Annotated in this window: 21 protein-coding genes, 1 other RNA gene and 2 pseudogenes; 15 read left to right on the plus strand and 9 right to left on the minus strand. The window is 35.8% G+C overall.

The window, feature by feature from the left end; translation table 11 throughout:
- Nucleotides 1-56 precede the first annotated feature (56 nt).
- Complete coding sequence (sbmA, locus tag B9T35_RS13060) at nt 57-1,253, minus strand: peptide antibiotic transporter SbmA (protein WP_086191547.1); 1,197 nt, start codon at nt 1,251-1,253, stop codon at nt 57-59.
- Nucleotides 1,254-1,625: 372 nt separating this feature from the next.
- Here sbmA and B9T35_RS13065 point away from each other — a divergent pair, with 372 nt between their 5' ends.
- Nucleotides 1,626-2,204, plus strand: coding sequence for a DJ-1/PfpI family protein (locus tag B9T35_RS13065; protein ID WP_086191548.1), 579 nt, complete (start codon nt 1,626-1,628; stop codon nt 2,202-2,204).
- Nucleotides 2,205-2,291: 87 nt separating this feature from the next.
- Here the strand turns inward: B9T35_RS13065 and B9T35_RS13070 are convergent, their stop codons facing one another.
- Together B9T35_RS13070 and glpK are read right to left on the minus strand one after the other, a co-directional pair.
- Complete coding sequence (locus B9T35_RS13070) at nt 2,292-2,798, minus strand: hypothetical protein (RefSeq protein WP_086191549.1); 507 nt, start codon at nt 2,796-2,798, stop codon at nt 2,292-2,294.
- 114 nt (nt 2,799-2,912) lie between these two features.
- Nucleotides 2,913-4,394 (minus strand): glycerol kinase GlpK, encoded by a 1,482-nt coding sequence (gene glpK, locus B9T35_RS13075; protein WP_086191550.1) that lies wholly within the window; start codon nt 4,392-4,394, stop codon nt 2,913-2,915.
- Nucleotides 4,395-4,522: 128 nt separating this feature from the next.
- Here glpK and ssrA point away from each other — a divergent pair.
- The 8 genes from ssrA (at nt 4,523) to B9T35_RS13120 (ending at nt 11,958) form a co-directional block, all read left to right on the plus strand.
- Nucleotides 4,523-4,881: a transfer-messenger RNA gene (gene ssrA, locus B9T35_RS13080) on the plus strand.
- A gap of 188 nt (nt 4,882-5,069) precedes the next feature.
- Nucleotides 5,070-6,422: a tyrosine-type recombinase/integrase gene (locus tag B9T35_RS13085; RefSeq protein ID WP_086191551.1), complete on the plus strand. Its 1,353-nt coding sequence runs from the start codon at nt 5,070-5,072 to the stop codon at nt 6,420-6,422.
- A 24-nt stretch (nt 6,423-6,446) separates the two neighbouring features.
- Nucleotides 6,447-6,818: a hypothetical protein gene (locus B9T35_RS13090; RefSeq protein ID WP_086191552.1), complete on the plus strand. Its 372-nt coding sequence runs from the start codon at nt 6,447-6,449 to the stop codon at nt 6,816-6,818.
- Between the two features lie 584 nt (nt 6,819-7,402).
- On the plus strand, nt 7,403-8,266 hold the full coding sequence (locus B9T35_RS13100; RefSeq protein WP_228147146.1) for a phage/plasmid replication protein, II/X family: 864 nt from the start codon (nt 7,403-7,405) through the stop codon (nt 8,264-8,266).
- A gap of 64 nt (nt 8,267-8,330) precedes the next feature.
- Complete coding sequence (locus B9T35_RS13105; protein ID WP_086191553.1) at nt 8,331-8,549, plus strand: AlpA family transcriptional regulator; 219 nt, start codon at nt 8,331-8,333, stop codon at nt 8,547-8,549.
- Nucleotides 8,550-8,753: 204 nt separating this feature from the next.
- Entirely contained in the window at nt 8,754-10,277 is a 1,524-nt protein-coding gene (locus B9T35_RS13110) for an adenylate/guanylate cyclase domain-containing protein (protein ID WP_086191554.1), read from the plus strand.
- On the plus strand, nt 10,261-11,019 hold the full coding sequence (locus B9T35_RS13115) for an E2 domain-associated cysteine-rich protein (protein WP_086191555.1): 759 nt from the start codon (nt 10,261-10,263) through the stop codon (nt 11,017-11,019). The genes B9T35_RS13110 and B9T35_RS13115 overlap by 17 nt, the downstream gene beginning before the upstream one ends.
- 15 nt (nt 11,020-11,034) lie before the next feature.
- A complete protein-coding gene (locus tag B9T35_RS13120) occupies nt 11,035-11,958 on the plus strand; it encodes a TIR domain-containing protein (RefSeq protein WP_086191556.1) in 924 nt (307 codons plus the stop codon).
- Nucleotides 11,959-12,387: 429 nt separating this feature from the next.
- Here B9T35_RS13120 and B9T35_RS13125 read toward each other — a convergent pair whose 3' ends face one another.
- The 3 genes from B9T35_RS13125 to B9T35_RS13135 form a co-directional block, all read right to left on the minus strand.
- On the minus strand, nt 12,388-13,914 hold the full coding sequence (locus tag B9T35_RS13125; RefSeq protein ID WP_086191557.1) for a DHA2 family efflux MFS transporter permease subunit: 1,527 nt from the start codon (nt 13,912-13,914) through the stop codon (nt 12,388-12,390).
- A 6-nt stretch (nt 13,915-13,920) separates the two neighbouring features.
- Nucleotides 13,921-15,075: an HlyD family efflux transporter periplasmic adaptor subunit gene (locus B9T35_RS13130; RefSeq protein ID WP_086191558.1), complete on the minus strand. Its 1,155-nt coding sequence runs from the start codon at nt 15,073-15,075 to the stop codon at nt 13,921-13,923.
- 400 nt (nt 15,076-15,475) lie between these two features.
- On the minus strand, nt 15,476-16,003 hold the full coding sequence (locus B9T35_RS13135) for a thioesterase family protein (protein ID WP_086191559.1): 528 nt from the start codon (nt 16,001-16,003) through the stop codon (nt 15,476-15,478).
- Between the two features lie 132 nt (nt 16,004-16,135).
- Here B9T35_RS13135 and hemB point away from each other — a divergent pair, with 132 nt between their 5' ends.
- Nucleotides 16,136-17,149, plus strand: a complete 1,014-nt coding sequence (gene hemB / locus B9T35_RS13140; protein WP_086191560.1) for a porphobilinogen synthase — start codon at nt 16,136-16,138, stop codon at nt 17,147-17,149.
- 111 nt (nt 17,150-17,260) lie between these two features.
- Nucleotides 17,261-18,376: a glycine oxidase ThiO gene (thiO, locus tag B9T35_RS13145; RefSeq protein ID WP_086191561.1), complete on the plus strand. Its 1,116-nt coding sequence runs from the start codon at nt 17,261-17,263 to the stop codon at nt 18,374-18,376.
- Here thiO and B9T35_RS18285 read toward each other — a convergent pair.
- From B9T35_RS18285 to B9T35_RS13155, 3 genes and pseudogenes are all read right to left on the minus strand, one after another.
- Nucleotides 18,362-18,801, minus strand: a pseudogene (locus tag B9T35_RS18285) (DUF1731 domain-containing protein); the annotation flags it as partial. The gene thiO and the pseudogene B9T35_RS18285 overlap by 15 nt on opposite strands.
- A gap of 108 nt (nt 18,802-18,909) precedes the next feature.
- Nucleotides 18,910-19,380: pseudogene (locus B9T35_RS18290) on the minus strand (NAD-dependent epimerase/dehydratase family protein); the annotation flags it as partial.
- A gap of 196 nt (nt 19,381-19,576) precedes the next feature.
- Nucleotides 19,577-20,023 (minus strand): ABZJ_00895 family protein, encoded by a 447-nt coding sequence (locus B9T35_RS13155; RefSeq protein ID WP_086191562.1) that lies wholly within the window; start codon nt 20,021-20,023, stop codon nt 19,577-19,579.
- 815 nt (nt 20,024-20,838) lie between these two features.
- Between B9T35_RS13155 and B9T35_RS13160 the strand changes: the two genes are divergently transcribed.
- The 4 genes from B9T35_RS13160 (at nt 20,839) to B9T35_RS13175 (ending at nt 26,887) form a co-directional block, all read left to right on the plus strand.
- A complete protein-coding gene (locus tag B9T35_RS13160; protein WP_416202443.1) occupies nt 20,839-21,354 on the plus strand; it encodes a hypothetical protein in 516 nt (171 codons plus the stop codon).
- 196 nt (nt 21,355-21,550) lie between these two features.
- On the plus strand, nt 21,551-21,928 hold the full coding sequence (locus B9T35_RS13165; RefSeq protein ID WP_086191563.1) for a VOC family protein: 378 nt from the start codon (nt 21,551-21,553) through the stop codon (nt 21,926-21,928).
- 99 nt (nt 21,929-22,027) lie between these two features.
- Nucleotides 22,028-23,281: an exonuclease subunit SbcD gene (gene sbcD / locus B9T35_RS13170; RefSeq protein WP_086191564.1), complete on the plus strand. Its 1,254-nt coding sequence runs from the start codon at nt 22,028-22,030 to the stop codon at nt 23,279-23,281.
- Nucleotides 23,282-23,290: 9 nt separating this feature from the next.
- On the plus strand, nt 23,291-26,887 hold the full coding sequence (locus tag B9T35_RS13175; protein WP_086191565.1) for an AAA family ATPase: 3,597 nt from the start codon (nt 23,291-23,293) through the stop codon (nt 26,885-26,887).
- The last annotated feature ends 22 nt before the right edge of the window (nt 26,888-26,909 follow it).

Consider the following 26,909-nt stretch of genomic DNA (forward strand, 5'->3'; position numbering starts at 1 on the left):
AGAAGTATCTTGCATAAAAAAAACCCGCGATTTGCGGGCTCTTTTTTATATTAGATTTAATCTTTAAGAACTGCCTCAAAAGCTTTTAAACGCTTATAAATAGAAAGTAATTCAATAATTGTTTTCCATGAACTAACCAAATACTGAAAGGATTCACGAACTTTATCAAAGACATTACCAATCTGATTCAGCAAACCTAAAGTCATTGTTCCTGCTGCAATAGATGGGAATAAGACAACTAGACTGAATAAAACATCCAGCTGTGCATACCAAGTGCTGACTAAATTAAAATAGGCATAATGAAAATACAGACGGAAATAGTTTTTACGTACACTGCTAAATAATTCTTTTAACGTCTGTGGTTGTGCTCGCTCTTCATAATCTTCACCATAAACCAACTCTTTACGATATGCGGCTTCAACTTTTTGATTATTAAATTCTAAACCTGGTAATTTAATCCCGACACCCATTAATAATGCTGTACCAAAAACGGCCCATCCTACAGCAGCCCAAACCAAAGAATATTTTATTTCACCGATAATCGGCAATATAGGGACATGTTCGGATAATTGAATAAGTACAGGTAAAAAGGCAATTAAAATCATAATTGCTTTAATAAAGCTGACTCCAAGTGCTTCCAAGGTTGTAGCAAAGCGCATGGTATCTTCCTGCACACGCTGTGAAGCACCCTCAATAACACGTAATTGTGACCAATGTTCCGTATAATATTCATTCATTGCAGTACGCCAACGGAAAATATAATGGCTAACAAAAAATGAATTAATCACTGCAACTGTAACCGCAACCATTGCAATTAAAAGAAACGTTAAGGTTCCCATATATAATTGCTGAATATCTCCACCACCACTGCTGAGCATTTTCTGAATTAAATCCCAGAATGGACCATACCAAGCATTAATAGAAACACTGACTTGTACACTAAACCAAATATTAAATAAAATAAATGCAGAGCCCCAAACAGACCATCTTTGCCATGGATTGGTTGATTTTATTTTCCAAAAGGTAGCAAAAATGGCAGTTGAAATGAAGAACCATAAATAGAACCAAATAAACTGTGCTGACCAAAAACGGCTGACACTAATAGGCAACTCAGCCGTTGCATAATCTGCTGGAAAACCAATAAACGTCCCCCATGAATTACCGCCTGAATACCACAATGCAAGGTTAATAAAAAACCACAACACAAATGAACTAAAAAACCACTTAGGATTTGGAAAAAAGGACTTAAACATTTAGCTTGGCTTTCCTTAAATATTATTTTGGCTATGCTATGCCTTTGATACTAATCCTAAAAACTTAAGTTTGCTTAAGTAGTTGTTATCTTTTTGATAATTTTTCGATTGTTCTATTCTATTTCTGTAACCAAACTTGACTTAATCATCAGATAAATCCATTAAAAACTCACTTCATCATTGCAATCTAATTTTATAAAATTTAAATAATCGTGATGATTTAAATCTTATTGACAGAAGCATCAACGCCTAAAAAATCGAATAAGAAACTACGACTAAAGATTCAATCCTCTGCCTTAAAAACATTCATTGCTTATGCTATTTTTTAATCGATAACTTGCAAAAATTATTATTCTATCGAGGGTTTAATCTATGTCTAAACAAGTTTTAATGTTGGTTGGCGATTATGCAGAAGACTATGAAACCATGGTGCCATATCAGTTTCTCACTGGCTTAGGCTATACCGTACACGCAGTCTGTCCAGACAAAAAAGTTGGGGACACTATTGCTACAGCGATTCATGATTTTGAAGGTGACCAAACGTATAGTGAGAAACGTGGTCATAACTTTGCAATTAATTATGATTTCTCAACTGTAAATACAAACGATTATGTCGGTTTAGTGATTCCAGGTGGGCGTTCGCCTGAATATTTACGTATGAATGACCGTGTTATTGAAATCGTACGTGAATTTGATGCTGCCAAAAAACCAATTGCTTCAGTTTGTCATGGTGCGCAACTTCTAGCTGCGGCTGATATACTGAAAGGTCGATTATGCTCTGCTTACCCTGCCTGTGCTGCGGAAGTAAAACTTGCAGGCGGTCAATATGCAGATATTCCTGTGACAGATGCAGTGACCGATGGTCATCTAGTGACAGCGCCTGCTTGGCCTGCTCACCCTGCTTGGATGGCTCAATTTATCAAAGCGTTAGGCGCAACAATTACTCTTTAAAATAAATAATGATCATAAAGTTTCTTTTGATTTTATGATCATTCTAAGCTCATTTTGAATAATTCATATTTTTTTCCAATCGTTCAATTAGCCCATATCTTTACAACGTAATTCATAATACTCCGCCTTTGGCAGATGATTCTTTACACCATCTCTTTTCAACGTTTCTAATAATTCATCAGCTTTTGAAACCCTACATTTTGCTTGTTTGGCATAATCTTGAATTTCTTTTAAATCTTTGGTTTTTTCAAAATAAATACTACCACCAGGGGCAATGCAACAGCCCACCCACTGAGTAAAGTATTCCTCCTCAAGTACCACAACCTTTTGCCCTTTAAAACTTAAAGGTTTATGTACTAAATAAGTGTCATATACTAAGTCGACACGTAATGCTTCTGGTTTTTTATGGATATATCCTTCGACTTTTAAATCTCTTAAGAATGATCCAATTTGCTCAGCACGTTGTTCAATATCATCATTATGCAGACTATATGCATCTGCCATTTTATTTTGAATTGCTGTATCTGGGCTTAAAGAACATGCAGATAAAATACAGCAAAATATTAGAGTGATTTTTTCATTATTAACCATCATTTTTTAATATTTGAATATTAATAATTCAATACGTTTCTTGCAAAAACCTCTTTATTCCACCTTCAAACAGAAAAATAAAGAAGTTTTGAATATTTACCTAAGATGTCCCACATATTAAGAAGATTTCGTTCGACTCAATGCATCATTCCATTGATGTAAATGTTGTGCTCGCTGATCTTCATTCATATTGGGTTCAAAAGCTCGATCGAGTTGCCAAGATTCTGCAATTTGCTTCAAATCACTAAATAAACCAACTCTTAGACCTGCCATAGCTGCTGCACCCCATGCTGTAGATTCCAGCATTTTAGGACGCAGTACAGGCACATTTAAAATATCTGCTTGAAACTGCATAAGCATATCATTTTGACTTGCACCACCATCCACACGTAATTCTTTTAATGGTTTATCAATATCAGATTGCATAGCTGTTAATACATCAGAAACTTGAAAAGCAATTGCTTCTAACGCAGCACGTGCAATATGTGCTTTATTTGTCCCTCTAGACATGCCACATAATAATGCACGTGCCTCACTGTCCCAATGTGGCGCACCTAAACCTGTAAATGCAGGGACGAGAACGACACCATCAGTATCTTTAACTTGGCAAGCGAGTTTTTCAACTTCAGCACTATTTTTGATAATACCTAAACCATCACGTAACCATTGCACAATTGCCCCTGCCATAAAAACGCTCCCTTCTAGCGCATAATGACTGTTATTTTGACAATTCCAAGCCAAAGTCGTGAGTAGCTGATTTTTACTGTATTGAATTTCAGAACCTGTATTAAACAGCATAAAACACCCCGTACCATAGGTGTTTTTCGCTGTACCAACTTCAAAACAAGACTGCCCAAACAGTGCAGATTGTTGATCTCCCAATATCCCTGCAATTGGAATCTCAGCCCCCAATAAACCCGTTGCTGTATTGGCAATATAAGCATCTGAGCTGATAATTTTAGGCAATACACTTTTTGGAATATCAAATATTTCTAATAAAGCATCATCCCATTGCTGAGTTTTCAGATTCATTAACATCGTTCTTGAAGCATTACTCGCTTCTATAACATGTTCAGCACCTTGGGTTAAATTCCAAATGAGCCAACTGTCAATGGTGCCAAAAGCAACATGCCCTTGATTGGCTAAAGTTCTTAAGCCATCCACATTTTCCAGTAACCACACCAACTTTCCTGCACTGAAATATGGGTCAATTCGTAAACCTGTGGTTTGATGAATTTGCTGTGATAAATTTTTCTGTAAAAGTTGATTACACCACTCAACAGCTCTACGGTCTTGCCAGACAATTGCAGGTGCGAGTGGTCGCCCTGTGCGTTTATCCCAAACCACTGTTGTTTCTCGTTGATTGGTAAGCCCCAATGCTTTAATGTCTTTCGCCAATAAGCGAGCTGATGCAATGGCTTGTTGAACGACTGCAATTTGTGTCGTCCAAATTTCTTGTGCATCTTGTTCAACCCAACCTGAATGGGGGGTTTTTATCTGGATTTCTCGCTGAGCACTTGCATGAACTTTTCCATGTTCATCAAAGATAATTGCTCGGCTAGATGTCGTTCCTTGATCGAGTGCAAGTAAATAGCTCATCTTTTTTATTTTTACTCTTGAAAAAAGTGATATTGGTGCAATTATGTAATTAATCGCCTCTTGTTGTATAGATGCTTATAAATTACATAGTAATTTTCTATATTTATGCTAAGATGCGACTGTACTTTGGGGATGTTCCTGGCTTCGACGCTGGTGATGAAACTCATAGATGCATGCCGAGAGCGCATTTTCTCTCGTAAATCAAATTTGCATTTTTTAGTCGCAAACGACGAATCATACGCTCTAGCTGCCTAAGGGCAGCTTGTCCGCCTCTCCGAATACTTGTGGTTAGAGAGACCGACTGAAGCGCACGCACACAAGTCCGTATTAAAGCCACGCCTCGGGGCTTTGTACTAAATCTAGAGGATCGCCTTAGTACCCTGTTCGTCGGGTCACAACGGGTTAAAATAATTGACGATATCTAAGCATGTAGTATTCTCGAGCGTAGTGCTGGCGGACGCGGGTTCGACTCCCGCCATCTCCACCAAAACACTAACTTTATATACACGAATATGAGTGAATATAAAGTGGAAAGGCTTAATCCTCAAGGGTTAAGCCTTTTTTTATGCCTGTATATAACTTTTTATAATGGTATACAATGTATGCTTCTATGTATAGTCTTGTGTATAATCTGAGTTAGGTTGATTATCACTATACAAGAAGTAAAGTAATACCATGAAAAGATCAGCAAATATTAAGAAGCCAATGAAAGATGCTGTTTTGTCATCATTAGAAGCAGAGCTTAAAGAATATAGAATCAATGATGGTGATAATCTTCATTTTGTTGTTAGTCCTAAAGGTAATAAACGATGGGATTTAAGATATAAAAGTCCAGCTAGTGGAAAATGGACGTGGTTAGGCTTAGGTACATATCCTGAAGTTAGTGGAAAACAGGCAAGATTACAGGCACAAGAGTGGCTACAAAAAATTGCTGATGGTATTGACCCTATCGACTATAAAAATCAACAAAAGCAAATTGAAAATGGTGAATATACTTTTAAGAAATTAGCATTAGAGTATTGTAATGGTAAAACTTGGACGGATGGAACAAGGGTAAGAAATGAAGGAGCATTAACCAATCATGTTTATGATGTGATGGGAAAAAGAGACTATAGAAAGATTACCAAGAAAGAATGGTTGGAGTTATTTAAGCAAATCCAGCAAAAGCCCCACCCAAAAACTGGCAAGCCGATTATTGAGATGGGTAATCGTGTAAGAGGTTTGTGTAAAGATATTTATGACCTAGCCGAAGTAACAGGCAGAATAGACTATAACCCTGTAGTGGGGATTGAAAAATTTTTAGAAAAGCATAAAAGTCAAAATATGCCCCATGTTACGGTGGAAGAGTTACCAAACTTATTAAAGGTAATCCATGCATTTAAAAGTCGTCAAACATCTATAGGATTACAATTGTCACTTATGTTTGGTTGTCGACCTAACGAAATGAGAAAAGCGGTATGGGGTGAATTTGATATTGATAACAAATTATGGAATATCCCTGCCCATCGTATGAAAAAACGGATCGAACATACTATCCCCTTATCAAACCAAGCATTAGATTTATTGCAAGAATTAAAAAGTTATAGTGGAGATAGTCCTTATTTATTTCGTGGTCGTTTGAAAGCAAACCAACCCATATCTGAAAATACCTTTGGCAAAGCATTAAAAGATATGGGGTATAAAGGAAAACAAACACCCCACGGCTTTAGGAATATTTTGAGTACGGCATTGCGTGAACATGGTTTTCAGCGTGAATGGGTGGAGTCTGCACTTGCCCATAAAGTTGGTGGTGTCGAAGATATATATAACAAGGCAGTCTATTTAAAACAACGTAAAGCTATGATGCAAACATGGGCAAACTATTTAGATAGTTTAGTTAATGTTATATCAACTGAAGTACCTGAAAACAATCAATCAATAGATGATTTGGCAATCAAACTAAATCTAACTGATAAACAAAAACAATTACTTGCAAATTTTTTTGAAGATACTGTTTTGGATAATGAATTTGGAGAGACTGCTGCGTAATAAAAAAATTAAGGGTAAAATATTATGCAATTTATATCAGCGTATGATAGTTCAAAATCGACTAAATTAGGCTTTAGATTATTACACATACAAGTAACAGATGATTGTCATTATCAAGTTGCGGTGTTTGATCCCAATGTCATTATGGCTGAAACTGAGCATGAAAATAGTCAGGTTTTAGCCCTTGCTGTACAACATTGGCTGGGCTATGGCTTGATTTACCCTAAATTAGATCAATTGGACATAAGCCAATTACAGCAAAGATATCCCAAAATTATTTTATTGGATGAGAACAACCCCGAATATGATGTCTTTACCCAATATGGACAAGTCGTTTTGGATTGGAATGAGTATCAAGATGAGGTAAAAAAATTGGTGTATCATGTCAGTTTATAATTGATTGTAAAACAAATATATTTTTATGTTTTTGTGGAGTTATTGGACAACGCAATAATCATATCTCGAATTACCTTTTTATGGAACGACGGTAGTGCTAAAAAAGCATCTACGATGTCTTTATTTTTTATATGGTCATTTGTTTACGATATTGCCATCTAGTCTAAAGCGGATAATTAGGTAATTACACATTTGATCAGTTTGTGCAGCGTTAAATTTTTTAGATTAATTGGATTAAATGATATGAGGGGATTATTTTAATAGGTTTTAATTAAAATAATTTTTGCTATTTTGATAATTAAATGTAGTGAAAATAGAGTTAAATTTGGTCAACTTGAGTTTGATGAAAAAATGGAGTATAATAATCACCTATTGTTAATATTAATAGTACATTTGTTGCATTTTGACATAATATAATTATAACATTTTTAAAATTTAGTATACCTACCTTTTTATATCTAATCCTTTAAGTGTTTTTTGACTTATTAAAAAATAGTCATGTGTATTTTTTTGATATTAATTTAGATGCTTTTTATTTTAAGTATATTAAAAATAATAAAAAATATTATAAAGGAGATAAATAAATGTATAAAAATAAAATTAATATAGATTGGTTAGATGTAGTTGTTGATGTAACACATGATCCAAAGAAGTTGTCTAAAGGGTTAACAATCTATTTGGATGAGAACCATGATTTTGGTAAAGCACAAAAATCTTATAGTCCTTTGTATATAGAGTCTAATAATAAACATGTTTTAAAAGTCAAATCTGTAGATGATAGGTTAAAGATCAGTGGTAATTTTTATAAATGGTTAAATGGTCAAAACATTACAGGATGTGCCAGTATCGACGATTTGGTCTTAGATGTAGTTAAAAGATTTATTGAGATGGGATTAATTGAGCCAACAGATGAACAATTAGATATCATTAAAAAAGGTCAATATCGTATCTATCAAACCCATATTAAACAGGATTTAATCTTTGATAATAAACAATTGGCTTTAAATTATTTAGATCAATTAAAAAAAGGTGGTTATTATCCATATAAACCTAAAACCATATATCAAAATGGAGTTTATTTTGGTCAATCATCTAAACGGTGGGTACTAGGTTATTATCATAAAGGTAAAGAGATAGATCAAAAAAGGATTAAAAAGGACATTGTGAATCCTGAATTAAAAGCACTTGCTGATGTCATGATTAGAGCTGAGATTAAAATTTATTATAGACAGCTAAAAGATTGGGATTTGATGTTTGCTTGGAAATGGCATGATGTAGATCATTTAGATATATTTTTTAAAATCCATTTAAAAAAATTAAAAATACCAAATTTTAATTATGTAATTGAGCCATTAAAAATAAAACAGATAGGAAGTTTTATAATTGCTTGTTATGTGGGGATATTAATCTTCTATATGGACGGTCAACAATCCATCGTAAAAGAGTAAAATTTATGCAAGATTATAATATCAATATAGATAATATTAATAATAAAAAACCAAAGGAGGATGTATGCAAAAACTAAGACTAACAAAAAATGAAGTGTGCCATATTTTATCAATCAAAGCGGACAAGTTGGCTAAACTAATACAAACAGACGTATCTTTCCCACGACCTATCAAAGAGGGTGTTACTAGACAAGCATCCGTTTACTTTGATCGTCAGGACTTGGAGAATTGGTGGTGTAATAAAAAATCAGCTAATGATCCCAACGCCGTGTTAAGTGCTTAAAGTGGCTTAAGTGGTAAGTTAGTGTTATATCAAAGCCTGAGTACTAAGGGTGGTTTGGGTAAATGTACTTGGTTTTGATAGTTTAATTTAATTTAAAATAATCATAAGCTTATGTTGCAAATAAAATAAAAAACAAAGTGACTTGAAACTTAAAAAAGCATCCTCACTTAAAATATAACTCAATAAATTTAAGAATCAAAAATTATGTATTACAAGTGGAATAAATCACGTGCGGAAGATCATATCGATAGTCTTTGTGGTGCTGTTAAAGAAGTCACAATTAAAGAATATACCCGCGATAAAAATTTATCGAGTATAAAAGTTAACGAAGCGTACTCAATGAATGCAGTACATTTATATGTAGATATCCTTAACTTAGCGGGTATATTAACAACAGCAAATGGAACTGAATCATCTACAACGCATAAACGGGCTATACGTTTCTTTGATTCGCATGTGCGTGGTATAAAATTTATATTAGACCGAACAGATAGCATTTTTGTTGATTTTCATAATCAGAGATTACATGCTGTAATTGCTAAACCATATGGTGATGAATATGAAAAGGATCGTATTAATAAGGCTATAGCAATAGCAGATTTGATTATCGAATCTGTTAAAAAAAATCGTGAAGTTGATGGGGATGAGGCAATTGAAGCAGCGGATATTCGTATTGGTATTGATACAGGTTTAGCCCTTGCCGTTAATAATGGACGTAGAAGTAATCGTGAGCCTTTATTTTTAGGTGATCCTGCAAATCATGCTGCAAAACATGCATGTGGAAGCAATGTAGGAATTTATTTAACTACTAATGCCCGAGATGTCATTGGCTTGAGTTTAGATGAGAATAAAGATACTAAAAAAGTTAAATTAAAGTCTGATGAAATTGAAGCATCTAAGAATGCAGCAGATTTAGATTTGACATGTGATGATGTTATGAAAGAGTTAAAAAATAATGATAAAAAGTTAAATGATTTTAGTTTTAGTAGAACTACCCCTCCTTTAAAAGATTTGGATTTTGATGATTTGTACTATAAATCAGCCAAGCACCAGGAAATAGTATCAATTTATGCCGACATTGATGGATTTACAAATTTTGTAAGTGCGAATATTAATTCAGATGAAGGTAAAAAAGACATTATTAGAGCTTTACACGTTTTACGATCTGAAATGGATGCAACACTAAGCAATGACTATAAAGGACGTCGTGTCCGTTTTATTGGTGATTGTTTGCATGGACTAGTTTGTGAAGGATCACATGTTGAAACCAAAAAGGATAAATCGGTAGATGTTGCTACAGAGGCTGTTGCTGGTATTAGAAGTAGCTTTAATATGTGTTTGGATAAATTGAATGAATGTTTTGCAATAGATGGTATTGATGATTTAGGACTAGCAATTGGATATGAGATAGGTGATGTATCGTTAACACGAATTGGTAAACGAAATGATACTTCACGTTATGCAATTGGAATATCTACAATTGAATCAGAAGAAGCGCAAAAAGTTTGCAAGGGTAATGCTACTAAAATTGGTACAGATGCATATGATAATTTGAGTGATAAGTATAAGAGTTTATTTAAAAATCAAGTTACTGTTGATTTAACCTATGAGTCAATTAAGTCTGCCGATCAAGCTGATGAAAATAATAATACAGTCAAGAAAAGTAGCTTGTATGAATCAGCGCCATATGTAAATACTGACCTAAAAGCACATGCCAAATTTAAATGATTTAGTTGGTTACCTAATTAACAAGAAAATTTCTATTCAACAAATAGATGAAAATACGATTATTTTTGAGTTGAAATTTTATACTGATGGTGGTGATGCCCGTATTGAAGAACTAAAAGTACATGCTGAAAATGATGTACTTAAAGTGAAAGCAACTAATAGGCGTTACCCTAACTTATGTCCTAATAGGCATATTAATAATGGTGGTTTTTTTTGCTTAGGTTTGCATGAAGATCTAATAAATTTACCTATAGAAAAATGGGTACGAACAGTCCAATATTTTTTAGAAGCACAGTATAAATGTGAACTTAATGGTGTGTGGCCCATCGATGATTTTAAACAATGGGCACATGGTGATGGTGCAAAATATCAAAAAGTAGTTGAGCATTATTTTGATCAATTTAAGAATAATTTGCTGGGTGTAACCTTAGAGCAATTAAAAGTTGTTGAACTAAATAGTGACAAGAAAAAAATTTATCATGTTTATGCTAATGATGAACTGATTCTAGTTGGCAATGAAGATCAAGTCCTTAATAAGCGTTACACATGTATTTGTGATGATCATGGTTTAAAGAAACATATAAGTATTGGTAAATGCCCTAAAAACTGTGCAACAGTGATTTTCATGGTGGCAATTAATGACTTTTTATTGGATAAAGCTGAACTAGAATTTTGGGATAGCTTTAGAAAAGATTGCGAAGTCATTTGTTGTAAGACTATGAAGAGGTGTGAATTTAAATAAAATAAGGTGGAAAAAATGCAACTTAAAGATCGCTTTACAGATAAACCAGTACTTGTTGAGGCGCTATTACCGCAAACATTAGTCCAACACGATAAACAAATGGCTGAGGATATAGTAGAACATGGTGAATTAGTGGAATTTGCTGAGGGTGATACCATCCTTACACAAGGCGACTATGATCAAGACGTATTTTTTATCATTGCAGGTGAAGTAAATTTATTAGTGTATGGTAATAAATTTCCTTATAAAAGAACGGCAGGTATAAGTATTGGGGAAATGTCTGCACTTGATGCTACACAACCTAGATCTGCTACAGCTATTGCAAATACTACTACTGTGGCATTGAAAGTAAATGCTAAAGCCTTTAATGAATTAGCGCAAAAATATCCAAAAATATATCAGTTATTAGCTGTTGATTTGTCACAACGATTAAATCAAAGAAATGAATTGATTGAAAAGCAAAGTGAAAGACCAAAATTATTTATCATCAGTACTGTAGAATCATTAAATATAGCAAGAGATGTAAAGTCTCAACTTGATTATGATGAGTTTGATGTAACGATTTGGAATGAAACTAGTGTGTTTAATGGTGGTGATTATACACTTGAAGCATTAGAAAGAGCTGTGCAAGAGTCAGATTTTGGATTGGCTATTTTACAAGATGATGATATAACAATATCTAGAGAAATTGAGCAAAGAGCGCCTAGGGATAATGTAATTTTCGAGCTAGGTTTATTTATGGGCTTATTAACAAGAAAACGGACATTTATAGCATTACCACGTGGCGTGGAACAAAAACTAGCATCTGATTTGAAAGGTCTTACGCCTTTTGAATATAAAATAACTAGTAAGACTAATTATGATGTTAGTAATTTGGCACATAATTTAAGAAATGCAATTACCAAGCTAGGTAAAAGAGATAAGTTAGATATGTGTTAAATATTTTTGATTAAATTTTATACAATTAAAGCGTTAATAACACTTGATTTGTATAGTAGTTTGTATAGTCAAGGTTTTATTTATTTAATTTTTATTAAAAATCAATATGATAGTTAACTAGTTTGGTAGACGCCATCCCACCAAAACACTAACTTGATATGACGTAATATCAAGTATAAAGGCTTAATCCTAAAGGGGTTAAGCCTTTTTTCTTACCTGTATATAACTGAACTTAACTGAATAAAATTAGGCTTAGCACTACTTATTATGTATCCCTATTTGTATCCTAGCTATTTTCTTCAATCCAAACGATACGAATATTAAAGCATATACATATTTCAAAAATTCTCAGCCTATTTGATAAATATTCCCTATTTCCAAACTAAAAAAGCCTGATTTTCATCAGGCTTTTTATCATTCAATTATTAATTAATGTGCATGTCCTGCACCTACACTTCCTTTCGGTTTCGGGCATAACCAAATAATAAGACCTGCGAAAATAAAGAGCATCGCAAAAATCAAAAAAACATGATTAACTGACAAAGTTAATGCTTCTTTATCCACCAAATTAGAAATCACCCCCAAAGCACCTTCTGGACTTAATCCATGACGAACAAGCTGTTGCTGAGTGGGTTCTGCATGCATAGTCGAAACGATTTCGCTTCGTGCCAATTTCGCATGGTCATCCCAAATGGTCACAGCAATGGATGCACCAATAGCTCCTGCCATCGTACGAACAAAGTTCATCAAGCCTGCTGCAGATGCAATTTCATCAGGGCGAACTGCACCCAATGCCAAATTAGTCAATGGAATAAAAAAGAATGGAACAGCAAAACCTTGAATAATTTGTGGCCAAGCCAATGCCATAAAATCTGCATCTGTTGTCCAAAAAGCACGCATTAAAGTCACGCCACCTAAAATCATTAAGCCAAAACAAGCCAGTGCTCTTGGGTCATGCTTCGTTGCGAGTTTTGCCACAATTGGTGACATGGTCAAACTACCAAAGCCCATGGTGGCAGTTAAATACCCCGCCCATGTGGCGGTATATCCTAAATTCAACTGTAACCATTGTGGAATTAAAACAATACTGCCAAAGAATGCCCCGAACGCAAATGCTAAAGATATGGTTGCAATGGTAAATCCTCTATATTTAAAGATTTGGATATTCACGACGGGATGTTTTTCCGTCATTTCCCAAATCACAAATACCACGAACCCGACCACCATAATCGCAGCCAAAGCGCAGATCAAACCACTATTAAACCAATCTCGCTCATGCCCTAAATCAAGCATTAATTGTAATGCACCAATCCAAATCACCAGTAAAGCCAATCCAATACTGTCAATTTTTAGTTTTGCAGTTGGAGTCTCTGCCACTTTAAGTAAGCGCATTGCGCCCACAGCACACAAGATCCCGACAGGAATATTGATAAAGAAAATCCAATGCCAAGACAGATTATCACTGATCGTACCACCTAAAATCGGTCCAAGAATAGGTCCAACAACAGTGGTCATTGCCCACATCCCCATTGCCTGAGATTGCTTTTCAGGAGGGAAAATACGCATTAACAATGTTTGACTCAGTGGCATAATTGGCCCACCGAATAAACCCTGCCCAATACGGCAGATGACTAGCATCGCAAGGCTATTGGAAAGTCCACACAAAATTGAAAATATCGTAAAACCAATCAGACAGGTACAAAAAACTCGCACAGCACCAAAGCGCCCCGCAAGCCAACCTGTTAAAGGTACACAAATCGCTTCAGCAACGGCATAGGAAGTAATCACCCATGTCCCTTGTGAGCTTGAAACCGCTAAACTTCCCGTAATATGTGGCACAGATACATTGGCGATGGTCATATCTAGAACCACCATGAAGTTGGCTAAAGCCAAGACGAAAGCTGCGAGCAATAATTTGCCGCCTTTCAAATCACCATAAAGTGCTGTGCTATTCATAAGTGATTACTTCGAAGACAAGTCGATCGTCGCGTCCATAGACAAACCCACACGTAATGGGTGTTCAGCCAATTCTTTCGGGTCAAGTTTGATGCGTACTGGTAAGCGCTGTACTACTTTAATCCAGTTACCTGTTGCATTTTGAGCAGGAATTAGAGCAAAAGCTGCACCAGTACCACCTGAGAACCCAATCACAGTGCCGTTATACTCAACCTTTTTTCCGTATAGATCAGAGGTTAATGTCGCCTTTTGTCCCACTTTCACATCTTTCAGCTGACTTTCTTTAAAGTTTGCATCTACATAAACATCGGTAATGGGTACAATACTCATCATGATTGAACCTGGCGCAACGCGTTGCCCGACTTGCACGCCACGTTGTGCAATTACACCATCTAATGGCGCGACAATTTCAGTACGTTGTAAGTCTAATTTAGCCTGATCAACTTTTGCTTGCGCGACTAAAACATCAGGTGTTGATGCTTTGTTTGCACCTTTAATTAATGCTTCATTGGCAGCCAAATTACTCTCAGCTGCTTTACGTTTAGATTCTGCTTGTGCCAAACCTGCTTTCGTGACTTCTAAATTTGCTTTAGCGGTATTGAACGCACTTTGCGATGTCGCCAATTCTTCTTTTGAAATTGCACCCGAAGCACCCAATTGAGTACGGCGTGCTAATTCTGCTTGCGCACGCTCAACTTCAACTTGTGCTTGAGCCACTTGCGCTTTGGCACTGTTAATATCATCACTACTGACTAAAACTTGTGAATTCAAAGAACTACTATTGGCAGAACTTTGCGTATATTGACGTTGTGCTTTTGCCAATTCTGCTTCAGCTTGTGCTAAAGCAATTTTGGCATCACGATTGTCAATTACCGCAAGTACTTGACCCTTTTTAATTTGTTGGGTATCACTTACACGAACTTCAGCAACCTGACCACTGACCATTGAGGTAATTTCAGCCGTTTCAGCACCTACATACGCATTGTCGGTATTGACTGAGTTATTAAAAAACATCACCCAAATTGCATATAAAACAGCCACTAGAATAAGAATGATCGCAACAATCGAAAGCATTTTTTTACGCTTTGATTTCATTGCCACATCTGTACTCGCATCAGCTGATTCATCTTGGGGTGCAGTGGTATTTTGAGCATCCGTCATCGCATGTTCCTAGGTCTAGGTATAGACTTGGTCATATTGATCTTTGAACCCTTCATCATCAACACAATTACGTTTGTTTTAAAATGAATGAAAGTTTAGATGTATGAAAAAGTCTATTTTCTTAAAATTGTAGGGGAGCAATTTTACAGTTAAAAATCACATTACGAGAATAAAAATATAACTCTAGAGTTTATTTCTATTAAATTATTTGATAATCCTCGATATTATTCTTATTTATTGTCAAATATAAGTCATCAAAACTACCATTTTCATGACTAAATCATAAACCTTTTACTAACTCGACATCTTGCATCCAGCCTTTTATTTCTCTTTTAAGGGGAAAATAATGTACTGGTGAATACTGATGCAAGATGTCTATTCATAACGATAATTTTATGAATCAATACGCATATGAAGCAATCGCCGTTGCAATCGCTTTGCCTTCATTATTGGTCATGGTCATGCGCATCGTGCAACCTTTACGCCCCATTCGTAGTGTTTCAGCTTTTGCAATAAAATATTCACCACGACCCGGTGCAAGATAATCTACACGCATATCGACTGTAGCTAAACGAGCAACTTTTTTCAGCGTATCGGCCAAAGTATCAGGCTCAGAACGCTTATAAAGCTCACCCATTGCAACAATACCGCCAATACTGTCCAATAGCGTTGCAGCAACGCCACCATGTAAAATTTGGAATGCAACATTGCCAATTAAATAGGGTTTCATTTCGATATAACCTTCAATTTCACCATCAACCACACGCATTTGCATGGTGTTATGTGAAAAATAAGGTGAAGCATTAAACGCTTGGGTGAGTTGGTTTAAAACAACATTTAAATCAACTTTTGTACCCAGCTGAATATTGCCTGTCCATTTTTTTGGTGACTCAGTTTTAGGAGAATCACTTTGGGGAGAGTCGTTCATAAAATACTCAAAAATACTGTAACAACTTAAAAGGTATCAATAACATCATGAAGAAAAAACAGAAGCTTTTTCCAATTACATGATTATAGGTCTACAATACTGCATAGTTTAATACTGATCACTGAGATTGTTATGACCTATACGTTCAATCGTCCTGCTTTCCCTGCCACTCGCATGCGTCGTATCCGTAAAAATGACAAACTAAGAGCAATGGTAAGTGAAACGCATTTAACTGCTGACCATCTAATTTATCCAGTATTTGTTCTTCCAGGGCAAAATCAAACTCAAGATATTCCAAGCATGCCCAATGTTCAGCGCCTTTCTGCTGACCTGTTGTTAAGGAAAGCTGAGACTTTACTTGAACTGGGTGTTTCTAAACTGGCTTTATTCCCAGTTACGCCACAAGAAGATAAAAGCCTCACTGCTGAAGCTGCATGGCATGCAGATGGCTTGGTGCAAAATACTTTACGTCTATTGAAAAAAGAATTACCTGAAATGGTGCTCATCACAGATGGTGCGCTTGATCCATATACCACACATGGTCAAGATGGCATCATTGATGAAACAGGTTATGTACTGAATGATGAAACTGTAGAGTGCCTGATCAAACAAGCGCTTAGCCATGCTGAAGCAGGTGCGGATGTGATTGCACCGAGTGACATGATGGATGGTCGTATCGGGGCGATTCGTCAAGCTTTAGAAGCAGAAGGTCACATCTATACTAGTATTATGGCCTATTCAGCAAAATATGCCTCTAGCTTTTATGGTCCTTTCCGTGATGCTGTCGGTTCATCGTCTAATCTCAAAGGTGGTAATAAATATAATTACCAAATGGATGTCGGCAACCGTGCAGAAGCGTTACATGAAATTGCCCTTGATATTCAAGAAGGTGCTGACATGGTGATTGTAAAACCGGGAATGCCATATTTAGACGTCGTTCGTGAAGTAAAAGATACCTTTGGCATACCTACATTTGTTTATCAAGTCAGCGGTGAATATGCCATGTTAGCAGCTGCGATTCAAAATGGTTGGTTATCTGATAGCGTCATTATCGAATCTTTAATGTGCTGCCGTCGTGCAGGTGCAGATGGGATTTGGACATATTTTGCTGAAGATGCTGCACGTAAATTAAAAGAAATGAACTGATAAATCTCTCTCATCTTTGCTTTAGAGCAAAGATGTTCAAAAGTAAATCCTTCTGTTCATGGGAGGATTTACTTGAGAATTCTAGCTAGCTCAAATGGTATCAAACTCAATATGCATATCGCCATCATCGGTGCTGGAATCAGCGGATTACTCACAGCCCTCGAACTTGTAGAACAAGGTTGTACAGTCAGTATTTTTGATCAACAACATGCAGGTAAAGCGGCATCATGGGCAGGCGGTGGCATTCTCTCCCCCATGTACCCTTGGCGATATCCTCAAGCTGTCAATCACTTGGCTCAATTTGGTAAAGAACTTTATCAACAATGGAATGAAACACTACAACTCATTACAGGCATCGATTTTCAGATTCATGAAACAGGCATGCTTATTTTTGATGAAGATGATTTTGACATTGGACTTAATTATAAACAACAACATCAAGAACCTATGCAACATTGCGAGTATTTACAGCAAGAACAGCTTAAAAAAGTAAATCCGCATATCTCTGAACAATTTAAACATGCAATCTATTTTCCACAACTTGCCAATGTTCGCAATCCACGTTTATTAAAATCCATCATTCATTACTTAAAGCAACATCCTCTTATACAGTTTCACGAAAATACGTGGATTGATAAATTTGAAAAAAATGCTCAAAGCATTCAATTTATTCAAACCCAAAGTGGACAAAAAATCTATGCTGATCACTATGTCATCGCAACGGGTGCATGGTCAGATCATTGGTCAAAACAACTCAAATTTAATATTCCAGTGCAACCTGTTCAGGGACAAATGCTACTGTTTAAAACGCCTGAAAATTGGCTACCGACCATGTGTATGAACAAAGTCATGTATCTGATTCCACGTGTAGATGGTCATGTTGTTTGTGGCTCAAGCATGGAGAACATTGGCTTTGACCAACGCCCTTCTGTGCAAACACAGCAAAATATTTTTAAAGCCTGCATTGAAATAGTACCTGAACTTGCTGACTTTCCAATTGTGAAACAATGGGCGGGACTCCGACCGAGCTCACCCACGGGCATTCCCTATATTGGCAATATGCCTGAGCTCAATAACCTTTGGGCGAATTTTGGACATTATCGTAATGGTTTATGTATGGGACCTGCATCTGCGCGTTTACTCAGACAGCTCATATTAAAACAACCGACACTTGTTGATCCTACGCCTTACAGTACAAATCGACTACAACCCTCAATTCACAGTTAGAATTTGTTTCAAGGCGATGTTTAAATCTGGATATTTAAAATGAAATCCTTCTTGTTGTAATGCTTGAGGTTTAACATATTGTCCATTCAAAACCAATTGTGATTGTTCACCCATCATCAAACGCATCACAAAGCTCGGTAAGGGTAATAAAGGTTTTCTCTTTAGAATATTGGATGCAATTTTCAGAAACTGCAGTTGATCAATATGATCTGGTGCGACAACATTATAAATTTTCTGAGGTGATGCACTTTCAAATAAAAATAGAATGGCTCGAATAACATCTTCTATGTGTACCCAAGTCATGGGTTGTTGACCTGAGCCAATTCTCCCAATGATATTGAGTTTAATCGGTATAAGAGCATTTGAGGAAGGATTCCTCCACCTTGCCCAAATACCACGCCTAAACGAATAATTTGAGTATTTTGAGTATTTTGAGTATTTTGAGTATTTTGAGTATTTTGAGTATTTTGAGTATTTTGAGTATTTTGAGTATTTTGAGTATTTTGAGTATTTTGAGTATTTTGAGTATTTTGACGGGTATAACTTAAAGCTTCATTTTCCCAATGCTGACATAGCTCTGACATAAAAATAGTTTGTGATGCAGATGATTCATCACACTCACCCTGCCATTGCTCTAATGGATCAATGCCATAAAAACCAATGGCTGAACCTGAAATAATCTTTTTAGGTTGAATCTGTTTTTTCTCTAACCATTGATACAACTGTTGTGTTGTCTTCACTCGGCTTTGGATCAATTGTTGTTTTCTTTTGTCGGTCCAACGCCCTTGACCAATACTTTCCCCTGCTAAATTCACCACATAATCTATATTTTTATGTTCAATATCTTCTAATGCTGACACCCAAGTTAAATTCATACGCTTAGATATTTTGTTTTTCTGACGCATTAGACCAATAACCTGATAGTGCTGCACCAATAAATTTTCAATCAAATATTGCCCAATAAATCCTGTTGCACCTGTCACAAGAACTGTTTGATTCATCAGCACATCTTCACCATGATTAAGTCATTTGAATCTTAGGTATAGGTGAAGATTAATTTTTATGCAAATTTATCTAACGATAAGCAATACATTCAGCATTCTTTCAATCTCTTGCATAACGACTCACCAGTTGTTCATTTTTCTCATCAAAGGATGAAAAACACTGTTTCACAAGGGAAGCAGTTATACAAGAAGCCGATTAACCAAACATTTTAGCAGCCATGCGCTGTGCTTGTTTCCCGTAAAACCAATAGGTAATTAAGTAGAGTGGAATCGCTAAAAGCAGAATCATAATCATTGCTGTGGCTAAAAATTCTGGTTGTTGCATATACAGTAAAAAATTCTGCCAAATTTCTGGATCATTTTTGGAAAATATCGCAATGCCCAATAAAACACCTGCAAAATTATATCCCCAAAAAATAAGGGTATAAGCTAAAGTAAATTTTTTACGTTCCTGATCTGTTGGCGCACGATGCTGTTGTTTTAAGAAGATATACAGCACAATGATCATTGCAAATAAATAAGGCAATGCTGTCAATATTCCCCCCATCCCCATAGGTAACAAGGCAGCCAGTACACCTGCAACCATGCTGAGTCCTAAACAAATCAGAAAGAACCATAAAAAATATTTGTTTAAAGACAGCATGAGCTTTGCCTAATTGGGAGAGTAAGGGACATAGTATAGAAAGTTTTTAATTATTTTTAAATTTGTTGTCAACCAAATCAAAAGTCATGTCGTTATATAAGTATAAGGTCAGTAGCAACCGTATTTATTTGGATTGGCATCCACGAATAATTTCGGTGACCTTGATCCCATGAGACTTAGAAACTCATACTTCAAAAATAGATTTGGTTTAGTAGGCCAAATCAAATTGAAGGAAGTATTTTTGGCCGACGATTTACTATCACTCGAATCGTCGGCTTTATTTTGTCTATAAACAACTGAAATCTAATAACAAGCAATTGATTTAATTAAAAGTATCTGCTTATCTAAACTTTGATTTTTGTTCTATGCTCTTTTTATTTGTTCTATCATAGAATGAAAATACAGAAACTTTCCAATACTCATTCGAAATAGCGAATAAATTTACATGCCAATTTTATGCAAAATCCCCTCATATCAAAAAATATGAAACTCAAAAAAATCTGTTGAGTTAGTCAAAAATATTGAGTTGTAGCTTTAAATAACTATAATTTCCATTTCCCAAGAATTTTAGAGTATGCTCGAAATCAAGACTAAATTTTGTTCTTGCATAAATATGATATTCCGCTTGATTAAAGATTCTGCTTAAATTATTTTCAATATCAATTGACAGTTATTAAATAAAGAAAATCACTATTAGCTATAATCATAAGATAGAAATAGGGATGAATAAGATGAAAAATGATACTAAAAAGTTTAATCGCATTCTATTCCCTTTCATTTCTACCTGTTTCTTATTGTCTGGTTGTATTGTAAACATGAACCCGACAGGTGGAAATTCTCGACCGGATTACCCTTATTTTATTACTACTACGCCGTTAACGATTAAACATATTGATGTCCCAACGGGAACACATTTAGTTTACGTTGATCAAAAATTTAAAAAAGGAAAACAAGATCAAATCATGCCTGAGAAAAATCTTACTCAGATCGTCCTTCCTGAAAATGCAAATATGACTTGGGGAGGTGTACCCATCACTTCTATTCATCAATTTTTTAATTCAGCGATGACGGGATACACGGTTAATGCAGATTTTTCAAAATTAAATCCATCGGCTCAGACACGTTTTTCCAAACTTTGGAAAAGTTGTGATGAAGGTTTAGGGATTACAATTAAAGATCGTTCCGATTGGTCATTTAATAAGAATAATATTGTTGATGTTCAAAGCTGTAGCGTGCTATATCAACGCTATTTTAAAGACAATCAGGAACAGCAAAAGTTTTTAGATTATCTATATTCAGAACTCAATAAAATTAATTCAAACCCTAAATGAAATAAATAAAACCATCCCCCCTACTCAAATCACTCTTGAAAAATATATTTTATAAACAACAATATTTGCTATAAAAACAGAACCATTAAGCCTCAACTCAAAGAAATAACATAGGCATACACAACCTATATTTTTCAACATATATATTTGTTTTAGAATCACTCAGAAATTAAAAAATATTCACGAGGATACTTAAATGACCAGCATCATCTACTTCGAAATCCAATCTTCAAACCCACAACGTGAAGTTAAATTCTATAGTGAAGTTTTCGGTTGGACATTTATAAAAGTCGAAGGATTACCCATCGAATATTACCAAATTGAAATGACAGGTATTCATGGTGGCTTATTACAACGCCCTGCACCAACACCGCCTACTCATTGTGGAACCAATGCTTTTACCTGTTCCATAGAAGTAGAAAACTTTGAGGCAACAGCAGAAAAAATTATGGCTTTAGGTGGGCAAGTGGCAATGGAGAAATTTGCCATTCCTAATAAATGCTGGCAAGGCTACTTTCTTGATCAGGACAACAATACTTTTGGTTTGGTACAAGTTGATGCAAATGCACAGTAAATATTAAAATTAAAGCGGCAAGTTCAGTCGCTTTATAGCATCTCTGAACATCCAAAATATGCTAAGTTATACAAGGCATTTCAAATACTTTGGTTTAGCATGACTGTACGCTTTATTCATACTTCAGACTGGCACTTAGGGCAATTCTTTTACAACCACTCACGCCAATATGAACATGAACAGTTTTTAGCGTGGTTACTGACCCAAATTAAAGAAAAGCAGCCACATGCTCTGCTCATCGCAGGTGATATTTTTGATGTGATTAATCCTGCATCGGCAGCACAAAAACAACTGTATCAATTTTTAGCCGATGCTCACGACCTTGCGCCACATATGCAAACGCTGATGATTGCAGGGAATCATGATTCAGGTTATCGCATCGAACAAGTTGAACCTTTACTTGAAAAATACAATGCTAAAACCGTTGGCGTCATCCATAAAAATGCTGATAGTCAGGTGGATTTAGATCGTTTACTGTTGCCTATTTATGATGAAAATCAAAAAATTGTGGCATGGTGTTTAACCTTACCTTTTTTACGCCCTGCCGAAATCACAGGTTTTAACGACCAAACCACCAATAGTCAAAATGCCATTACCTACTTACACCAACAACTTATTTCTGAAGCTAAAAAGAGAAAAACTGCCGATCAAGCCTTTATTCTGATGTCACATGCGCACATGCAAGGTGGTGAAACATCGGACTCAGAACGCCCCATTATTATTGGCAATGAAGAAGCGCTTTCTACAGCTCTATTTGATGAAGTGATTGACTATGTTGCACTTGGACATTTACATAAACCACAAAAAGTTGGACAGGAGAATATTCGTTATAGTGGCTCGCCGATTCCACTGTCTTTTAGTGAAATAAACTACAAACATCAAGTCGTTGAAGTCAGCATTGATCCAACTAAAAATGATGAATCACGCTTTCAATTTGAAGCGATTTATATTCCAAGAAATGTGCAATTGCATAAAATTAAAGGTGAATTAAACGCTGTATTGGCTCAACTCAAAGCCTTAGCTACTGGTGAAATTGACAATATTGATCATCGGGAATATGTGGATATTGAATATCACACTGCTGTGCCACCACAGCCAAATTTAAGACAACAATTTGAAGATGCCTTGCCGAAAGATCGCTATCGTTTAGTGCGAATTTCACGACAATATTTAGCTTCAGAAAAGAATGCTGATGAACAATCGATGATGAGTTTAGAACCGCCAACACCTGAAAAACTATTTCAGCAAATTTGGGGAAAACAAGGTTATAGCACTGATGATGCCGTCCTAAAAGACTTTCTAAGTTTAGTCCAAGAAGCAGAAAAATCACTTGAAAATGAGCATGAAGCTTAGGTATTTGTCATGAAAATTCTATCTATTCGACTTAAAAACTTGGCTTCACTTTCAGGTGAGCATTTTATCGACTTTGAATCTGAACCATTGGCTTCGGCAGGTTTAGTGGCGATTGTTGGGAAAACTGGTGCAGGTAAATCGACCATTTTAGATGCCATGTGTCTTGCACTGTTTAATAAAATTCCACGCTTAAAAGACAGTGATGGTAAATTGCAAGATGTTGATGGTTCGGAACTTTTAACCAATTCTCCGCTCACTGTTTTACGTCGTGGTACGGCGCATGGTTTTGCGGAACTGACTTTTGTTGCACAAGATCAAAAACATTACCTTGCCCGTTGGGAACTCAAACGTTCACGTGAAAAAGCGGATGGAAAACTGCAAAGTGTACAGCGTTATTTAAAATGCCTAACCGATGGTGTGGTGGTTGCCGACAAAGCAAAAGCGGTTGATGCAAGTATTTTAAAAATTACTCAACTCAGTTTTGAGCAATTTACCCGTGCCGTATTATTGGCGCAATCTGAGGTGACTGCATTTTTAAAGGCCAGAGATAATGAACGTGGCGAACTACTTGAGTATTTAACCAATTCTTCTATTTTTGGAAAAATTGGACAATTGGCTTTTGAACGTACCAAAGCCGTTGCTGTGAAACGTAAAGAGTTGGAAAATTTACTTGGTCATATTGAAGTTCTATCCGATGAGCAAGTAACTGAATATACTGTACAATTTCAGCAAGCAGATCATGAATATAAAAATTTAGACACTGAAAAATCACAACTTGAAAAGCAACAGTTGTGGTTTGAACGTCAGCAAAAATTGCAAAATGAAATCACTTTAAAACAGCAGTTGGTTGATTCGCAGCTTAAAAATCATCAAGAACTTGCTCCTGAACAAACACGTTTAAAGCGTTTGGAAATATTTTCAAGCATTCGTCCAAGTGTATTTCAACAACAACAATTTTTAAAAACTGAACAGCAAATCGCCCCACAAATTCAAAAGCAACAACAGCTTTTTGATGTTTTAAATCTGCAATTTGAAAATGAAAAACAGCAATTTACCAAAACCGAAACTGATTTAAATCACCAACAGAATTTTGAAAATACCCACCGTGAAGCTTTAGAGGAGGTTCGTAAATGCATCCAAGAACGTGAGTTTTTTGCCAATGAATATAAAAAGATGGGTACTAAACTAACAGCGTTGGAATCTGTAAAAGCGCCATTAATCAATCAACAACAAGCTTTAGAGCGACAGATTGAACAAGTATCACAACAACTGATTGGGTTAAATCAACAACTGACAGAAACAGCACAATTTACACCTTTGGATAAGGGCTTAACAGCGCACAGCCATCAACTGAATAAATTTATTCAACAATATCAAGATATTGAAAACCAACTCGGTCATCAAACTCAAGCTGAGCAAAAATTAATAGAACAAAAAAATCAGTTTGCACAATCTATTGAGCAATTTGGCAATATAGAACAACTTGGAAATCAACTCGAACAAGTTCGGATTCAACGTGAGCAAAAAATTGTACAACTGAATCAGTTTGATGGAATTCAACAAAAACTTGCATATTATTTTGAAGTTCAAGCTGAATCAAAGCGACTGAATGAATTACTTATTATTTCACGTGAGAAATCTCAATCTCTTAAGAAAGATACAGTACAAGCTGAACAAGATTATCAAACTGCAAAGATTGAACGCTTAAAACTACAAGATATTTTGCAACAGCAACGTCTACTGCATACTGAAAATGTTGAACATTTACGTGCTGAACTCAAAGATAATGAACCTTGTCTTGTCTGTGGTAGCATTTCGCATCCGTACAAGGTAGATGATTCAGCAGTGTCCAAAGCCTTGTTTGAGCTACAACAGCAACAAGAGCAACAAGCCATTCAAAAAGAACAAGAAAATTTGCAGAAATGGCAAGTTTTACAACAACAATGTAGTAAGTTAAATGCTGAATTGGAACAATACCATTTGTCTATTCAAAAGAATGCTGAACGTGAAATCTTGCAGAAAAACTTAGTAAATGAGCAAGTTAAAAATGTGAATTGTCAAATTAATTTTGCTCAAGAACACAATGAAATTCACCTACAATTTGAACACATGAAACAGCAATATCAAACGGATATTCAACAGATTGAAATGCAGTCTAATCAGTGGATACAAAGCATTAAGCATCAACAGCAATTGGACAAATCTATTCAACAGACTGAGCATTTATTACAATCTGCTCAACAAATGCAAAGCCAAATTGAACCTATTCTGAATTGTCTAAATGATGATGAAAAATCGACGTGGTTCAATCATCGCGTTGTAACTGCACAGCAAATATTAGGTAGATTGAATCAACGCATTCAACATTTAGATCTGCTTGAAAAACTGTCCAAGCAACTCGATGTACAAAATCAGCAACTCAAAACGTTGTCTTTAAATATTGAAAATACCACACAACAGATCGCTGGTGTGGCAAAGAGTCTGAATGAAATCAAAGTCAAAGGACAAGAAAATACCGAAACAGCCAATCGACTAATTTTAAAAATGACAGGTTTAACCGACATTAAACCGAATGAATGGTTGAGCCAATTTGAGCAAAATCGTCAACGGATTCAAACGCAATATCAGCAAGTCAAACAAGATTTTGAAACCTTACGCAATGACTTTGAACAGCAAAAAAACCAGCTCGACCAACTCAAAGCACAGTTACAACAGAACCAAAGCCATGCCAATCAAGTGAATGTGGAAATTCAAAATTGGCTAGAGCAACACACTGATTTTAATGTGGATGATTTAGTGCAATTGGCACAGATCAATTCTGCTCAAGAACAGCAAATCCGTCAGCAATTACAGAATGCTGAACGCCTACTGAATGAAGCAAGTTCTGCCCTAAAAACTATGCAAGAACAATTGACTGAGCATAAAATTTATCAGCCTGAGATTGAATTTGATGCTTTACAGCAAAATATTCTCAATACCATCGAGGCACTCAAAGCTCAGACAGAAATTCGAGACCAATTCAAACTCAAAATCGAAATGCATCAACAAAATCTTGCCAAACAACAACAATTTGCAGATCAAATTGCTGAGATACAACAGGAAGAACATCGTTGGGGTAAAATTTCTGGTTTGATGGGCGATGCCACTGGAAAAAAATTCCGTGATTATGCACAGCAATATAATCTTGATATTTTACTTGAACATGCCAACCAACAATTGACCATGTTGTCACAGCGCTATACCTTAAAGCGACTTGAAAATTCGCTTAGTCTAGCGATTATTGATCATGATATGGATGGGGAAACTCGTTCAGTGGCTTCACTTTCAGGCGGAGAATCCTTCCTGACTGCCCTCGCCTTGTCCTTGGCGATTGCCAATATGGCATCAGGTTCAATGAAAATTGAATCTCTATTTATAGATGAAGGCTTTGGAACATTAGATGCGTCATCTTTACATATGGTGATGAATGCGTTGGATCAATTGCAAAATCAAGGTCGTAAAGTCGTCCTCATCTCGCATATACAAGAAATGCATGAGCGTATTCCTGTACAGATTCAAGTCCGACCTTTGGGTGCAGGTGCAAGTAGCATTAAAGTGGTGAGTTAAGCGCTCACTGCTCGTAATATGA

Origin of the sequence: Acinetobacter sp. ANC 3832, assembly GCF_002135415.1 — a bacterium.
In the GTDB taxonomy this organism is placed as follows: domain Bacteria; phylum Pseudomonadota; class Gammaproteobacteria; order Pseudomonadales; family Moraxellaceae; genus Acinetobacter.

What these genes read in the sequence shown, in the direction of transcription:
- sbmA (WP_086191547.1), bottom strand. Translation starts at nt 1,253, where the DNA reads ATGTTTAAGTCCTTTTTTCCAAATCCTAAGTGGTTTTTTAGTTCATTT.
- B9T35_RS13135 (WP_086191559.1), bottom strand. Translation starts at nt 16,003, where the DNA reads ATGAACGACTCTCCCCAAAGTGATTCTCCTAAAACTGAGTCACCAAAA.
- B9T35_RS13115 (WP_086191555.1), top strand. Translation starts at nt 10,261, where the DNA reads ATGCCAAATTTAAATGATTTAGTTGGTTACCTAATTAACAAGAAAATT.
- glpK (WP_086191550.1), bottom strand. Translation starts at nt 4,394, where the DNA reads ATGAGCTATTTACTTGCACTCGATCAAGGAACGACATCTAGCCGAGCA.
- B9T35_RS13120 (WP_086191556.1), top strand. Translation starts at nt 11,035, where the DNA reads ATGCAACTTAAAGATCGCTTTACAGATAAACCAGTACTTGTTGAGGCG.
- B9T35_RS13070 (WP_086191549.1), bottom strand. Translation starts at nt 2,798, where the DNA reads ATGATGGTTAATAATGAAAAAATCACTCTAATATTTTGCTGTATTTTA.
- B9T35_RS13125 (WP_086191557.1), bottom strand. Translation starts at nt 13,914, where the DNA reads ATGAATAGCACAGCACTTTATGGTGATTTGAAAGGCGGCAAATTATTG.
- hemB (WP_086191560.1), top strand. Translation starts at nt 16,136, where the DNA reads ATGACCTATACGTTCAATCGTCCTGCTTTCCCTGCCACTCGCATGCGT.
- B9T35_RS13090 (WP_086191552.1), top strand. Translation starts at nt 6,447, where the DNA reads ATGCAATTTATATCAGCGTATGATAGTTCAAAATCGACTAAATTAGGC.
- B9T35_RS13065 (WP_086191548.1), top strand. Translation starts at nt 1,626, where the DNA reads ATGTCTAAACAAGTTTTAATGTTGGTTGGCGATTATGCAGAAGACTAT.
- B9T35_RS13130 (WP_086191558.1), bottom strand. Translation starts at nt 15,075, where the DNA reads ATGACGGATGCTCAAAATACCACTGCACCCCAAGATGAATCAGCTGAT.
- B9T35_RS13105 (WP_086191553.1), top strand. Translation starts at nt 8,331, where the DNA reads ATGCAAAAACTAAGACTAACAAAAAATGAAGTGTGCCATATTTTATCA.
- B9T35_RS13100 (WP_228147146.1), top strand. Translation starts at nt 7,403, where the DNA reads ATGTATAAAAATAAAATTAATATAGATTGGTTAGATGTAGTTGTTGAT.
- B9T35_RS13085 (WP_086191551.1), top strand. Translation starts at nt 5,070, where the DNA reads ATGAAAAGATCAGCAAATATTAAGAAGCCAATGAAAGATGCTGTTTTG.
- B9T35_RS13165 (WP_086191563.1), top strand. Translation starts at nt 21,551, where the DNA reads ATGACCAGCATCATCTACTTCGAAATCCAATCTTCAAACCCACAACGT.
- sbcD (WP_086191564.1), top strand. Translation starts at nt 22,028, where the DNA reads ATGACTGTACGCTTTATTCATACTTCAGACTGGCACTTAGGGCAATTC.
- B9T35_RS13110 (WP_086191554.1), top strand. Translation starts at nt 8,754, where the DNA reads ATGTATTACAAGTGGAATAAATCACGTGCGGAAGATCATATCGATAGT.
- thiO (WP_086191561.1), top strand. Translation starts at nt 17,261, where the DNA reads ATGCATATCGCCATCATCGGTGCTGGAATCAGCGGATTACTCACAGCC.
- B9T35_RS13160 (WP_416202443.1), top strand. Translation starts at nt 20,839, where the DNA reads ATGAACCCGACAGGTGGAAATTCTCGACCGGATTACCCTTATTTTATT.
- B9T35_RS13175 (WP_086191565.1), top strand. Translation starts at nt 23,291, where the DNA reads ATGAAAATTCTATCTATTCGACTTAAAAACTTGGCTTCACTTTCAGGT.
- B9T35_RS13155 (WP_086191562.1), bottom strand. Translation starts at nt 20,023, where the DNA reads ATGCTGTCTTTAAACAAATATTTTTTATGGTTCTTTCTGATTTGTTTA.